The organism is Frigoribacterium sp. AC394 (assembly GCF_979258095.1).
Map to the genome: position 1 here is coordinate 2,497,645 of NZ_OZ409834.1, position 13,632 is coordinate 2,511,276.

At 72.7% G+C, this 13,632-nt stretch carries 11 protein-coding genes and 1 pseudogene; 11 read left to right on the forward strand and 1 reads right to left on the reverse strand.

Annotated features, from left to right (window positions below):
• The first annotated feature begins 104 nt into the window (after window positions 1-104).
• Both ACZZY9_RS11665 and ACZZY9_RS11670 read left to right on the forward strand, forming a co-directional pair.
• On the forward strand, window positions 105-1,127 hold the full coding sequence (locus ACZZY9_RS11665; RefSeq protein WP_463464185.1) for an amidohydrolase family protein: 1,023 nt from the start codon (window positions 105-107) through the stop codon (window positions 1,125-1,127).
• Window positions 1,124-1,786, forward strand: a complete 663-nt coding sequence (locus ACZZY9_RS11670; RefSeq protein WP_463464186.1) for a cysteine dioxygenase — start codon at window positions 1,124-1,126, stop codon at window positions 1,784-1,786. The genes ACZZY9_RS11665 and ACZZY9_RS11670 overlap by 4 nt, the downstream gene beginning before the upstream one ends.
• Before the next feature lie 24 nt (window positions 1,787-1,810).
• Here the strand turns inward: ACZZY9_RS11670 and ACZZY9_RS11675 are convergent, their stop codons facing one another.
• Window positions 1,811-3,325, reverse strand: coding sequence for an aromatic amino acid ammonia-lyase (locus tag ACZZY9_RS11675; protein WP_463464672.1), 1,515 nt, complete (start codon window positions 3,323-3,325; stop codon window positions 1,811-1,813).
• A 155-nt stretch (window positions 3,326-3,480) separates the two neighbouring features.
• Between ACZZY9_RS11675 and ACZZY9_RS11680 the strand changes: the two genes are divergently transcribed.
• The 9 genes and pseudogenes from ACZZY9_RS11680 to ACZZY9_RS11720 all read left to right on the forward strand — a co-directional run bounded on the left by ACZZY9_RS11680 (window position 3,481) and on the right by ACZZY9_RS11720 (window position 13,555).
• Window positions 3,481-4,539 carry an ABC transporter ATP-binding protein gene (locus tag ACZZY9_RS11680; protein WP_463464187.1) on the forward strand — a complete coding sequence of 353 codons (1,059 nt, stop codon included), beginning with the start codon at window positions 3,481-3,483 and terminating at the stop codon, window positions 4,537-4,539.
• A complete protein-coding gene (locus ACZZY9_RS11685) occupies window positions 4,536-5,189 on the forward strand; it encodes an ABC transporter permease (protein WP_320478281.1) in 654 nt (217 codons plus the stop codon). Before ACZZY9_RS11680 ends, ACZZY9_RS11685 begins: the two co-directional genes overlap by 4 nt.
• Window positions 5,186-5,953 carry an ABC transporter permease gene (locus ACZZY9_RS11690; protein WP_463464188.1) on the forward strand — a complete coding sequence of 256 codons (768 nt, stop codon included), beginning with the start codon at window positions 5,186-5,188 and terminating at the stop codon, window positions 5,951-5,953. The genes ACZZY9_RS11685 and ACZZY9_RS11690 overlap by 4 nt, the downstream gene beginning before the upstream one ends.
• On the forward strand, window positions 5,950-6,873 hold the full coding sequence (locus tag ACZZY9_RS11695; RefSeq protein WP_463464189.1) for an ABC transporter substrate-binding protein: 924 nt from the start codon (window positions 5,950-5,952) through the stop codon (window positions 6,871-6,873). Before ACZZY9_RS11690 ends, ACZZY9_RS11695 begins: the two co-directional genes overlap by 4 nt.
• A 247-nt stretch (window positions 6,874-7,120) precedes the next feature.
• Window positions 7,121-8,958, forward strand: a pseudogene (gene hutU / locus ACZZY9_RS11700) (urocanate hydratase).
• The gene (locus ACZZY9_RS11705) at window positions 8,942-10,255 is read left to right on the forward strand and encodes an allantoate amidohydrolase (protein ID WP_463464190.1); all 1,314 of its coding nucleotides are present in this window, start codon (window positions 8,942-8,944) and stop codon (window positions 10,253-10,255) included. Before hutU ends, ACZZY9_RS11705 begins: the two are co-directional and overlap by 17 nt.
• Window positions 10,252-11,751: a formimidoylglutamate deiminase gene (locus tag ACZZY9_RS11710; protein ID WP_463464191.1), complete on the forward strand. Its 1,500-nt coding sequence runs from the start codon at window positions 10,252-10,254 to the stop codon at window positions 11,749-11,751. Before ACZZY9_RS11705 ends, ACZZY9_RS11710 begins: the two co-directional genes overlap by 4 nt.
• Window positions 11,748-12,947: an imidazolonepropionase gene (hutI, locus tag ACZZY9_RS11715; protein WP_463464192.1), complete on the forward strand. Its 1,200-nt coding sequence runs from the start codon at window positions 11,748-11,750 to the stop codon at window positions 12,945-12,947. The genes ACZZY9_RS11710 and hutI overlap by 4 nt, the downstream gene beginning before the upstream one ends.
• The gene (locus ACZZY9_RS11720) at window positions 12,947-13,555 is read left to right on the forward strand and encodes a HutD/Ves family protein (RefSeq protein ID WP_463464193.1); all 609 of its coding nucleotides are present in this window, start codon (window positions 12,947-12,949) and stop codon (window positions 13,553-13,555) included. The genes hutI and ACZZY9_RS11720 overlap by 1 nt, the downstream gene beginning before the upstream one ends.
• Window positions 13,556-13,632: the final 77 nt, after the last annotated feature.

Sequence of the window (13,632 nt, forward strand, 5' to 3'; positions counted from 1 at the left end):
ACGCGGCAGGGGGTCGCCGCCCCGGGTCGCGCCTCGATCGTTCGCAGAACGGCCAGCGTGCCGCCGCCTTGACAAAACGTGCTGTGAACCGGTTCACTACTCACATGAGTGAACCGGTTCACAGCGAGATGGCCACCGAGGAGGCGCGGGTCGGCGACCCCGCACCCGTCGCGTCGTCCGCCGCCCCGGCTCCGTCGCCGCGGGTCGCCGTCTCGCGCCGCATCGCCTCCGGCCGCACCGACACCCACCAGCACGTCTGGCCCGCCGCCTTCGTCGAGGCCCTGCGCGCCCGCACGACCGAGCCGCGTCTCGTCGACGACTGGACGCTGCTCACCGCCGGTGAGGCCCCCTACGCCGTCGACCCGGCCGCCCACGACGTCGAGCGCCGCCGGGCGCGCGAGATCGCCGAGGGCAAGGACGACGTGCTCGTGTCGCTGTCGAGCCCGCTCGGCATCGAGCATCTGCCGGGCGCCGAGGCCCGCGAGCTGATCGACGTCTGGCACCGCTCCGCTCTCGGTCTGGGCGACCCCTTCCGCGTCTGGGCGGCGACGCCCGTCGTCGAGCACGACCTCGTCGGGCTCTCGGAGATCCTGCGCGACGACCGGGTGGTCGGGCTGCAGCTGCCGGCCACGTGCCTCCTCGATCCCGCCGCCGTGCAGCGGATGGCCCCCGTGCTCGACGTCGTCGCCGTCTCGGGCAAGCCCGTCATGGTGCATCCCGGGCCGGCCCCGGCCGTCGCCGACACCCCCGCCTGGTGGCCCGCCGTCGTGCCCTACGTGAGTCAGCTGCAGTCGGCCTGGTTCGCCTGGCACCAGGGCGGCCGCATCGCTCACCCGACCCTGCGCATCGTCTTCGTCGCCCTCGCCGGTCTCGCGCCGCTGCACCACGAGCGCCTCGTCGCCCGCGGCGGCGAGTTCGGCTCGGTCGACCCCAATGTCTTCTACGAGACCTCGTCGTACGACACCCGCGCCATCGACGCCGTCGTGCGCGTCGTCGGCGTCGACCCCGTCGTGCACGGCTCCGACCGGCCGTACGCCCAGCCGCGCGACCCCGGGCTCGGTCACGCCTTCACCCACGCCCACGTCCACGCGAACCCCCGCGCCCTGCTGACCGGAGAACCCCGATGACCGTCACCGCTCCCGACTCGACGACCCGCTCCTCCTCGGCTCCCCTCGACGGTGCCGCCGACGCGTCCGCAGTGCTCGCCGCGTCCGCAGCGCTCGCCGCGCCCGCCCTCCCCGCCCTGCCGGGCCGCGACCTCACCCGCCCCGAGCTGAAGGCGTGGGTCGACGAGATGGCGACCCGCCCCGAGGCCTGGCGCCACCTCGTGCAGCACGGCGGCGGTCAGCGGCACTTCGCCTCGCTGTACCGCGACAGCCACATCGACGTCTGGCTGCTCTGCTGGGACACCACCGACGACACCGGCTGGCACGACCACGACATCTCGTCGGGGGCGGTCGCCGTCGTCGAGGGTGCAGTGAACGAGGCGAACCCGCGCATGGGCGGCGAGGCGGTCAGCCGCGTGGTCGAGGCGGGGCGCTCGTTCCACTTCGGGCCCGACCACATCCACCGCATGGGTGGGCACATCGACGGATCGGTCTCGATCCACGCGTACTCGCCGCCGCTCTGGCGCATGGGGCAGTACTCGATCGGCTCGAACGGCGTGATGCGCCGCCAGTCGGTCAGCTACGCCGACGAGCTGCGCCCGATGGACGACGTCAGCGTGATCGAGCAGTACCGCGACGAGCAGGCCGCGGCCGACGCGCTCGCCGCCCGCGACGCGTAGAGCCCCCGGCCGCCCGCGCTCGGCCTACGCGGGGCAGTCGCGGAGCGCCGCCCCGAGCGTCGGCAGCTCGGCCTCCATCCGGGCGATGTCGGCTCCGAGCGGCCGGTCGTCCGTCGACGGGTCGATCAGGGCGACGAGTCGCTCGAACACCGGCCGGAGGCGCGTGCCGGCCACCCGGTCGGGCGCCATCTGCAGGGCGCGCACCGCGGCGAACAGCTCCACCGCGAGCACCGCGCCCGACGAGCGCACCAGGCTGGTCAGGAGGCGCGTGCTCTGGATCGCGAAGCTCGCGTGCTCCTCGAGGCCGAGCGACACGCTGATGCTGGCGTTCGTGACCGGTGTCGCGTCGATGCGCATGTGGGCGAGGGCGTCCTGGGCGACGTACTCGACGATCATCAGGCCCGAGCTCGTCGCGTTCCGTCTCGCATCGGCGAGGAACGGCGGCAACCCGGTCATGTCGGCCCGCATCAGCAGCCCGAGTCGACTCGTCGACAGGCTGAACACGGGGTGCAGCCCCATGCGGGCCGCGTCGAGCGACCACGCGAGCGTCGCGAGGTGGAACTGCCCGTGATGCCGCACGCCGTCGTCGACGACCAGCGGGTTCTCGGCCGGGCCGCCGAGCTCGCGGTCGAGCGCGTCGAGCAGCACCCCGAGCGCGGTGCGGGCCGGCGCATGCACCTGGGGCGAGGCCCTCAGCCCGAAGGGATCCTGGAGGCGCGCCACCGGAAGCGGGTCGCCCTCGACCGCCTCGGTCAGCCAGCGCAGCCGAGCGGCCTCGCGCACCTGCCCGGGGTGCGGCCGTGCGGCGTGCACCTGGGCGTCGAACGCCTCGGACGACCCGCGCAGCGCCCGGAAGCTGAGAGCAGCGACGACCGTGGCGGCGTCGAGCTGGCGGGCGGCGACGTCGGCCGCGAGCGCGGTGGTCGCGAGGGTCACGGCGCTCGAGCTCATGAACGGCAGGGAGTCGGTCTCGGCGAACACCACGGGCGGCACGCCGCCGCTCCGCCACGGGAACTCGCCGATCAGGGTGAGTGCCAGCTCGGCCAGCGCGGTCAGGTCGCCGGTGCCGATCGAACCGGTGCGGTGCAGGGTCGGCAGCGAGTCGTTCCGCACCGCGGCGAGCAGACCCTGCACGACGCCCGGGCTGATGCCCGATCCACCGGCCAGCAGCTGATTCAGCCTGACGACCAGGGCGGCCCGGGTGACGCGGTCGTCCTCCACCTCGCCGATGCCCGACGCGTGACTGCGTAAGAGGCGCAGACCGTGGGCCGCCTGCTCGCGGTGCTCCTCCTCCGGAGTGAGGTCGACGGCGTCGTCGACGACCGAGATCCCGCGGTTCGCACCGACGCCAGTGTTGGCGCCGTAGACGATGCCGGAGTCGCGCGCGGCGAGCAGGGTGCGATGCGATTCCTCCACCGTCGCCAGGGCGTATCCGGGCACCGACACGCGGGCGCGACGGTCCGCCAGGGCCACGAGATCGGCCACTCGTAACGGAGTGCCGTCTAGGGTGACCGGGGGAAGGTCGTCGCTGGCGTGCATGTCGGTCACTGTGCCTCCCTCGTGTTTCGGTCTCGTAAACAGGCCGTAGCGCTTATTGACGAAGTATTCATCGATTCCGCATGATGAATCAACTTATTCACGAATCGCCGGGAGCGCGCTCCTCAGAGCCCGGCATCGCGACAGGAGAACGCCCCATGATCACCTTCGACGGCGTCAGCAAGGTCTACCCCGACGGGACGGTGGCCGTCGACGGTCTCGACCTCGAACTGCCCACCGGCGAACTGACCGTGTTCGTGGGTCCGTCGGGCTGCGGCAAGACGACGTCGCTGCGGATGATCAACCGCATGGTGGAGCCCACGAAGGGCCGCGTCCTGATCGACGGGAAGGACGTCGCGACCGGCGACGCGGCGTCGCTCCGCCGCGGGATCGGCTACGTCATCCAAGCCGCGGGGCTGTTCCCGCACCGCACGATCGTCGAGAACATCATGACCGTGCCCGGCCTCGTCGGCACGAGCAAGAAGAAGGCCCGCTCGACGGCAGTAGAGCTCATGGAGCGCGTCGGGCTCTCCGAGTCGATGGCCGACCGCTACCCCGTGCAGCTCTCGGGTGGCCAGCAGCAGCGCGTCGGCGTCGCCCGGGCGCTCGCCGCCGACCCGCCCGTGATGATCATGGACGAGCCGTTCAGCGCCGTCGACCCCATCGTGCGCGAGGGTCTGCAGGCCGAGTTCCTCCGTCTGCAGCGCGACCTCGGGAAGACCATCGCCATGGTCACCCACGACATCGACGAGGCCATCAAGATGGGCGACCGGGTCGCCGTCTTCCGTGAGGGCGGGCACCTCGCCCAGTTCGCCACGCCGCGCGAGCTGCTCTCGAACCCCGCCGACGACTTCGTGGCCGGCTTCGTGGGTCGCGACCGCGGGTTCCGCAGCCTGTCGTTCGACTCCGCCGCCGGTCTCGAGGTCGAGCCGGTCGCCGTGGCGCAGGCCGGGCCCGAGCGCCTCGTGCTCGACGACGCCGGTCGACCGCTCGGCTGGACGGGCCCCGGCCTCGGCTCCGAGACCGCTCCCACGCACCCGGGCGGCTGGTACACCAGCACCGACTCGCTGCGACTCGTCACCGACCTGGCGATCACGTCGCCGGTCGGCATCGTCATCCGCGTCGACGAGCACGGGGTCGTCGACGGCGTGATCCGTCACACCAGCCTGATGAAGCAGCTGGAGGCGCGCCGTCGTCGCGAGGTGGACGTCGCGTGATCCAGTACCTCCAGAACAACGGGCCGGTCATCCAGGCCGCCCTGTCGCAGCACGTGTACCTCGCGCTGCTGCCCGTGCTGCTCGGCATCGTGGTGTCGCTGCCGATCGGCTATCTGGCCGTGCGCTTCAACTTCCTGTACCACCCGCTGCTCAACCTCAGCGGCATCCTCTACGCCGTCCCGTCGCTGGCGCTGATCGTGCTGGTGCCGTCCGTCCTCGGCATCCGCATCCTCGACCCGCTCAACATCATCGTCGCGCTGACCGTCTACACGGTCGCCCTGCTCGTGAGGGTCGTCGCCGACGGTCTCAAATCGGTCGACCCGCTGGTCGCCGAGGCGGCCTCGGCGATGGGGTACCGGCGCCTGCGTCGTCTCGTCAGCGTCGAGCTCCCGATCGCGCTGCCGGTCATGCTGGCCGGCCTCCGGGTCGCGACCGTCGCCAACGTCAGCCTCGTCAGCGTCGGCGCCCTGATCGGCGTCGGCGGTCTCGGCACGCTCTTCACCCGCGGGCAGCAGCTCAACTACGCTCCGCCGATCATCGTCGGCATCGTGCTCTCGGTCGTGCTCGCCGCGATCCTCGACGGCATCATCGTGCTGATCCAGCGTCGTGCGACGCCCTGGGTCCGAGCGGCGGGGAGGATCGCCTCGTGAACGACGGTCTCCTCTCGTACCTGCTCGACGGCGACAACTGGCAGTTCGGCGCCACCGGCTCCATCCCGTCGCTGATCCTGACGCACCTCTGGTACACGATCCAGGCGGTCGCCGTGGCCGCCGTCATCGCCCTCCCGCTCGGTCTGTACATCGGACACACCGGCAAGCTCTCGTTCATCGCGATCAACGCGGCGAACGCCGGCCGGTCGCTGCCGACCCTGGGTCTGATCATCCTGCTGGTCGTGCTGATGGGGCGCGGGTTCCTGCCCGTGCTGATCGCCCTGGTCATCCTGGCCATCCCGCCCATCCTCACGACGACCTACGCCGGCATCCGCGCCGTCGATCCGGCGGCCATCGACGCGGCCAAGGGCATGGGCATGCGCCCGATGCAGGTGCTCTTCAAGCTCGAGGTGCCGATGGCGCTGCCGCTCATCTCGAGCGGTCTGCGCAACGCGCTCCTCCAGGTGATCGCCACGTCGACCGTCGCGGCCTACGTCGGCATCGGCGGCCTCGGCCGTCTGCTCGTCGACGGCATCGCCCTGAACGCCTACGAGCGCGTCGTCGCCGGCGCCGTCGTGGTCGCCGCGCTCGCCATCGTCGTCGACCTGATCGCCGCGGTGATCCAGCGCTCCGTCATCTCGCCCGGCCTCACCGGCCGACGCGTCACCCGCCGTCCCACCAAGACCGTCCCCGCACCCTCCACCTCACCCGCCCCGACCGGACAGCCCGGTCCCGGCACCCGAACGAAAGCCCCCACATCATGAAGAAGAAGAACCTCCTCGGCGCCGTCGGCGTCCTCGGCGTCGGCATGCTCGTGCTCGCCGGCTGCTCCGACCCCACCGAGTCGACCGGCGGCTCGGCCTCCGGCGACAGCGAGACCATCACCGTCGGCTCCGCGAACTTCCCCGAGAGCGAGCTGCTCGCCGAGATGTACGCGCAGGTCCTCGAGGCCAACGGCGTCGACGTCCAGCGCAGCTTCAACATCGGCGCCCGCGAGGTCTACCTCCAGGCTCTTGAAGACGGCTCGATCGACCTCCTCCCCGAGTACAACGGCGCCCTGCTCGCCGCGCTGTCCGACGACGGCGCGCCCGAGGGCGTCACCTCGCCCGACGACGTCTACGACGCTCTGCAGGACGTCCTCCCCGAGGGCATCGTCTCGCTGCCGCAGTCCGACGCCGAAGACAAGGACACGCTCAGCGTGACCAGCGAGACCGCCGACGAGTACGACCTCGAGACCATCGAGGACCTCGAGCCCGTCGCCGACCAGCTCCGCATCGCGGCCGGTCCCGAGTTCGCCGAGCGCATCCAGGGCATCAAGGGCCTCGAGTCCGAGTACGGCCTGACCTTCAAGGAGTTCGTGCCCCTCGACGCCGGCGGGCCCCTGACCCTCGCCGCCCTGACCGACGGCGACGTCGAGGTCGCGAACATCTTCTCGACCGACTCGGCCATCGAGACGAACGACCTCGTCACCCTCGAGGACACCAAGCAGCTGTTCCTCTCGGAGAACATCCTCCCGATCGTCCGTGAGGACAAGAGCGACGACACCGTCGAGGACGCCCTCAACTCCGTGTCCGAGGCGCTGACCACCGAGAACCTGACCGAGTACCTCGCCAAGGTCCAGGTCGACAAGCAGGACTCGGCGAGCGTCGCCAAGGAGTTCCTCACTGAGTACGACCTCCTCTAGGTCGTCCCGCCGGCGACCGGGCACCCGCCCGGTCGCCGGCACCGCACCACGGCACCACCAGCACCACCAGCATCACCTGCATCACGGCACCATCCGCATCACCTGCACCACCGCACGACCACAACCGAACAGCCCCGACCGGTGCCCCTCAGCGGGCACGCGGCGACTCGTCGCGCCCGCACGGCGTGCCGCGCGACGTCGCCGCCTCCTCCTGAACCGCAGATCGACCTCGAACGGAAGCCCCCTCGTGACCCTCGACACCGAGACCACCGGCACCACCGCCTCCTCCACCACCGGCACCGACGCGACCCGCGCCTCCTCGGGGCCCCGCCCGGTCCGCGCCCCGCGCGGCACCGAGCTCAGCTGCCTCGGCTGGCAGCAGGAGGCCGCGCTGCGCATGCTGATGAACAACCTCGACCCCGAGGTCGCCGAGCACCCCGACGACCTCGTCGTCTACGGCGGCACGGGCAAGGCCGCCCGCAGCTGGGAGGCGTTCGACGCGATGGTCGAGACGCTGAAGACCCTGAAGGACGACGAGACGATGCTCGTGCAGTCGGGCAAGCCGGTCGGCGTGTTCCGCACGAACGAGTGGTCGCCGCGCGTGCTGATCGCGAACTCGAACCTGGTGGGCGACTGGGCCAACTGGGAGGACTTCCGCAAGCTCGACGCCATGGGCCTGATGATGTACGGCCAGATGACGGCCGGCTCGTGGATCTACATCGGCACGCAGGGCATCCTCCAGGGCACCTACGAGACGTTCTCGGCGGTCGCGAACGCCGACTTCGGCGGCACCCTGGCCGGCACGATCACGCTGACCGCGGGCGTCGGGGGCATGGGAGGCGCGCAGCCGCTGGCCGTGACGATGAACGACGGCGTCGCGATCTGCATCGACGTCGACCGCACGCGCATCGACCGCCGGGTCGAGCACCGTTACCTCGACGTCGCCGCGTCGAGCCTCGACGAGGCGCTCGAGCTGGCGATCGCCGCCCGCGACGAGAAGCGCCCCCTCTCGATCGGCGTGGTCGGGAACGCCGCCGAGATGGTGCCGAGCTGCTGGCCCGCAAGGCCCCGATCGACATCGTCACCGACCAGACCTCGGCCCACGACCCCCTGTCGTACCTGCCGATCGGCACCCGCTTCGAGGACATGGCCGCCGAGGCCGCCGCCGACCCCGCCGACTTCACCCGCCGATCGCAGGCCGCCATGCGCGCCCACGTCGAGGCGATGGTCGGGTTCCAGGACGCCGGGGCGGTCGTCTTCGACTACGGCAACAGCATCCGCGGCGAGGCCCGCACGGCCGGCTACGACCGCGCCTTCGCGTTCCCCGGCTTCGTGCCCGCCTACATCCGCCCGCTGTTCGCCGAGGGCAAGGGCCCGTTCCGCTGGGCCGCGCTCTCGGGCGACCCCGCCGACATCGCGGCGACCGACAAGGCGATCCTCGAGCTGTTCCCCGAGAACGAGTCGCTGAGGAAGTGGATCACCATGGCGGGCGAGCGCGTCGCGTTCCAGGGGCTGCCGGCGCGCATCTGCTGGCTCGGCTACGGCGAGCGGCACCTCGCCGGGCTCAAGTTCAACGAGATGGTCGCGTCGGGCGAGCTGTCGGCGCCGATCGTGATCGGTCGCGACCACCTCGACTCGGGTTCGGTCGCGTCGCCGTACCGCGAGACCGAGGCCATGCTCGACGGCTCGGACGCCATCGCCGACTGGCCGCTGCTGAACGCGATGGTCAACGTCGCGTCGGGGGCCACCTGGGTGTCGATCCACCAGGGCGGGGGCGTCGGCATGGGCCGGTCGATCCACGCCGGTCAGGTGATCGTCGCCGACGGCACCGATCTCGCCGCCGAAAAGCTCGGTCGCGTGCTGGTGGCCGACCCGGGCATGGGCGTCATCCGCCACGCGGACGCGGGCTACGAGATCGCGATCGACGTCGCCGCCGAGCGCGGCGTGCGCGTGCCGATGCAGGAGCACCGCGGCGGCCGAGGAGGCGCGGGCCGGGTCTCCGAGGATGCGACCGGCGAGAGCACCGCGACCGAGAGCTTCGCGGGCGACACCGCCGAGGGCACCGTCGATGGCCCCCGCCCGTAGCGGGGCGACGGCCGACCGCCCGCTGCTGCGCGCCTCCTTCGACGGGGTCTGGAGCGACCTCGAGGGCGTCGGTCGCGACCCGCGCTCGGGTGGCTACGACCGCTTCTCGTGGACGGGCGTCGACCTGGGGCTGCGCGAGTGGTTCGCCGCCGAGGCGACCCGTCGCGGGCTCGAGGTCGAGGTCGACCGCAACGGCAACCAGTGGGCCTGGTGGGGCGCGCCGGCCGACGGTGCCGTCGTCACCGGCAGTCACCTCGACAGCGTGCCCGGCGGCGGGGCGTTCGACGGGCCGCTCGGCGTCGTCGGCGCACTGCTCGCGGTCGACGCGCTGAAGGCGGCGGGCGTCGTGCCCGAGCGCCCGCTCGCCGTGGTCAACTTCGTCGAGGAGGAGGGCGCCCGCTTCGGTCTCGCCTGCCTCGGCTCGCGACTGATGACCGGCGCCGTCGACTCGTCGCACGCCCTGTCGCTCACCGACGACGACGGCACGACGCTGGCCGACGCGATGTCCGCGGCCGGTCACGCGCCCGAGCACGTCGGTCTCGACGAGACCGCGTTGGCGCGCATCGGCGTCTTCGTCGAGCTGCACGTCGAGCAGGGTCGCCACCTGGCGCTCGGCGACGAGTCGGTGGGCGTCGCGAGCTCGATCTGGCCGCACGGCCGCTGGCACTTCTGCTTCGAGGGCGAGGGCAACCACGCCGGCACCACCCGGCTCGACGATCGCCACGACCCGATGCTGCCGTTCGCCGAGGTCGTCGGCGCCGCCCGTCGTCTCGCCGTCGAGGCGCAGGCGGTCACCACGTTCGGGCGCGTGCGCGTCGACCCGAACGGCACGAACGCGATCCCGTCGCGGGTCGACGCCTGGCTCGACGCCCGCGGGGCCGATCAGGGCGGTGTCGTCCGTCTCGTCGACGACCTGCAGCGGATCGCCGAGGAGGCGGCGGCCGGCCACGGCGTCGGTCTCACCGTCACCCGCGACAGCTTCACCCCCGTGGTCGACTTCGACGCCTCGCTGAGCGATCGGCTGCGGTCATCGCTCAGAGCGGCGTCGATCAGCGCGCCGACCCTGCCGACGGCCGCCGGTCACGACGCGGGGATCCTCGCGTCGCGGGTGCCGACGGCCATGCTGTTCGTGCGGAACCCGACCGGCATCAGCCACAGCCCCGTCGAGCACGCCGAGGCGGACGACTGCGTCGACGGCGTCGAGGCCCTGACCGTCGTGCTGCGCGACCTGCTCGTCGCGCCGCTCGAGGTGGTGCCCGCCGCGGGCGGACAGCCCGGGGCCGGGGCCCGGCCATGACCGGCGCCGGCACGTCGACGTTCTGGGCCGAGCATCTGTGGACCGGGGTCGGCGACGTCCGGCACGGCGCGGTCGTCGAGGTCGTGGGCGACCGGATCGTGTCGGTGGTCGACGACGTGGCCGCGCCTCCCACCGGTTCGATCGAACTGCGCGGCGTGACGCTGCCGGGTCTCGTGAACGCGCATTCGCACGCGTTCCACCGGGCGCTGCGGGGGCGGACCCAGGTCGGCAGCGGCAGCTTCTGGACCTGGCGCGACGTCATGTACTCGGTCGCCGGGCGGCTGACGCCGGAGAACTACGAGACCCTGGCCGCGGCCGTCTTCACCGAGATGGTGCTCGCCGGGGTGACGACGGTGGGCGAGTTCCACTACGTGCACCACACCGCCGACGGCACGCCGCACGACGACCCTCTCGCCATGTCGCGGGCGCTCGCCCGGGCCGCCGCGACGGCGGGCATCCGCCTGACGCTGCTCGACACCTGCTACCTGGTGGGCGGGTTCGCACCGGCGTCCGAGCCGGCCGCCGGCCCTTCCGCCGAGCCTGCCGACGTCGACCCCGCTTCCGAGCCGGTGCACGTGCCGCTCTCGCCGGCGCAGATCCGCTTCGGCGACGGCACGGTGGCGGCCTGGGCCGAGCGGGCGACCGCTGTGCGCGAGGCGCTGAGCGGCCCGACCGTCGTCGTCGGCGCGGCCGTGCACTCGGTGCGCGCCGTGCCCGAACGAGACCTGGCCACGGTCGCCGGGTGGGCCCATGAGCGCGACGCCCCGCTGCACGTGCACGTCTCCGAGCAGCCGGCCGAGAATGCGGACTGCGCGCGCCTCCTCGGCTCCACCCCCGTCGCGCTGCTGCGCCGACACGGCGTGCTCGACCACCGGGCCACCGCCGTGCACGCCACCCATCTGACCGCCGACGACGTCGCCGATCTCGCGGCCGGCGACACCTGGGCCTGCTTCTGCGTCACGACCGAGCGCGATCTCGCCGACGGCGTCGGCCCCGCGGGCGCGCTGGTCGAGACGGGCGTGCCGCTGACCGTCGGCAGCGACAGCCACGCCGTCATCGATCTGTTCGAGGAGGCGCGGGGCATCGAGACCGGACAGCGTCTCGTCAGCAACCGGCGCGGCTGGTTCGGCGCCGCACGGCTGATGTCCGCCGCGACCGTCGAGGGCGCCCGCTCCCTCGGCTGGGACGACGCCGGGCTGCTCGAACCCGGAGCCCTCGCCGACCTCGTGACGGTGTCGCTCGACTCGGTGCGTCTAGCCGATGCCCGGCCCGATTCGCTGCTCGAGTCGATCGTGTTCGGCGCGACCGCGGCCGACGTGTCGACCGTCGTGGTCGGGGGCGAGATCGTCGTGCACGACGGGGCGCATGCCCGGGTCGCCTCCCCGGGTGCGGCCCTGCGGTCGGCGATCGAGGCCGTGCTGCCGCCTGTGGACGAGCCCCTGCTGCCGCCTGTGGACGAGCCGCTGTCACCCCGTCGAGAGGATCCCTCCGCATGACCGTCACCGCCCTGACCGGCATCTCGCAGCTGGTCACGAACGACCCCGTGCACGAGTACGCCGAGGCGTCGAGCGGGCCGCTCGGCGTGGTGCTCGACGCGGCGATCCTGCTCGACGGCGACCGGGTGCGGTGGACGGGCCCGGCCACGCGCCTCCCCTCGGGTGTCGACCAGGTCGTCGACCTCGGCGGGCGGGCCGTCGTGCCCGGCTTCGTCGACAGTCACAACCACCTCGCGTTCGCGGGCGACCGGTCCGACGAGTTCGCCGCGCGGATGGCGGGGGAGTCGTACTCGGCCGGCGGCATCCGCAGCACCGTGGTGCACACGCGGGCGGCGAGCGACGCGGACCTGGCGCGCTCGGTGCGACGTCTCGCCGACGAGGCCCTGCGGCAGGGCACGACGACGCTCGAGAGCAAGTCGGGTTACGGGCTCAGCGTCGACGACGAGCGGCGGAGTCTCGAGGCCGTCCGCACCGTGACGACCGAGTCGACCTTCCTGGGGGCGCACGTCGTGCCGCCCGAGTTCGCGGGGAGGGCCGACGACTACGTGGGGCTCGTGGTCGGCGAGATGCTCGACGCGTGCGCTCCGCTGTCGAGGTGGATCGACGTGTTCTGCGACGTCGGCGCGTTCGACGTCGATCAGACGCGCGCCATCCTGACGGCGGGGATGGCGGCGGGGCTGACGCCGCGCCTCCATGCCGGCCAGCTGGCGCCGGGTGGCGGGATCCAGCTGGCGGTGGAGCTCGGGGCCGCGTCGGCCGATCATGTGACCTACGCGAGCGACGAGGACGTGGAGGCGCTGGCCGGGTCCACGACGGTGGCCACCCTGCTGCCCGGGGCCGAGTTCTCGACCCGAGCCGTCTACCCCGACGCGCGGCGACTGCTCGCGGCCGGGGCCACGGTGGCCCTGGCGGCGGACTGCAACCCCGGCTCGAGCTACACGACGAGCCTGCCGTTCTGCATCGCGGTCGCCGTGCGCGACATGCGGATGACCCCGGCGGAGGCGCTCTGGTCGGCGACCGCCGGGGGAGCGGCCGCCCTGCGCCGCACCGACGTCGGGCACCTCGCGGTGGGAGCGGCGGCGGACCTGATCGTGCTCGACGCGCCGTCGTACGTGCACCTGGCGTACCGGCCGGGGGTGCCGCTGGTCGAGGCGGTCTGGCGCGGCGGGGAGCGCGTGGCGGGGCGGGCGTTCTGATGGGTGCTGAGGCGGGTGCCGTCGAGCCGTCTGTGTTGCGGGCGTCGGCCCGGGATGTCGTACCTTGGCGGAACGGGGCCGGGACGACGACCGTCGTAGCCGAGGGCCCGCCCGCAGAGGGCGGACCTGCGACCGAGCCGGCCTGGCGGATCAGCATCGCGACGATCGACCGGTCGGCCCCGTTCTCGGAGTTCGCCGGAGTCGACCGCCTGCTGATGCCCCTGTCGCCCACCGGTCTCGATCTGATTATCGACGGGCGGCGGGTGCGCGGCGAGGCGTTCGACGTGCTCCCCTTCGCGGGCGAGTCGACCGTCGAGGCCGTCGACGTGCGGGGGGCGGGCCTCGACCTCAACCTGATGACGTGGCGAGGAGCGGCCGCCGGCACGCTCGTCGCGCGGCACCTCGACGGCGAGCTGACACTCGGGTCGCCCGGCACGCCTTCGTCCTGGACGGTTGCCGTGGTCGTCGAGGGAGACGTCTCGTCGTCGACTCGCGGCGCGCTGGCCCTGCACGACGCGGTCGTCGTCCCCTCAGGAGGTGCGGTGCAGCTCACCGGCCGGGCCGCGGTGATCGCGCTGGCCGTGATCGAGCCGACCCGCGCCTCCTAGGCGGAGTGCCTGCTCGCGGGCTATTACGCGTGAGTGCGTAATAGCCGCGCGCGGATCTGCCTGCCCCTTCGAGCCCC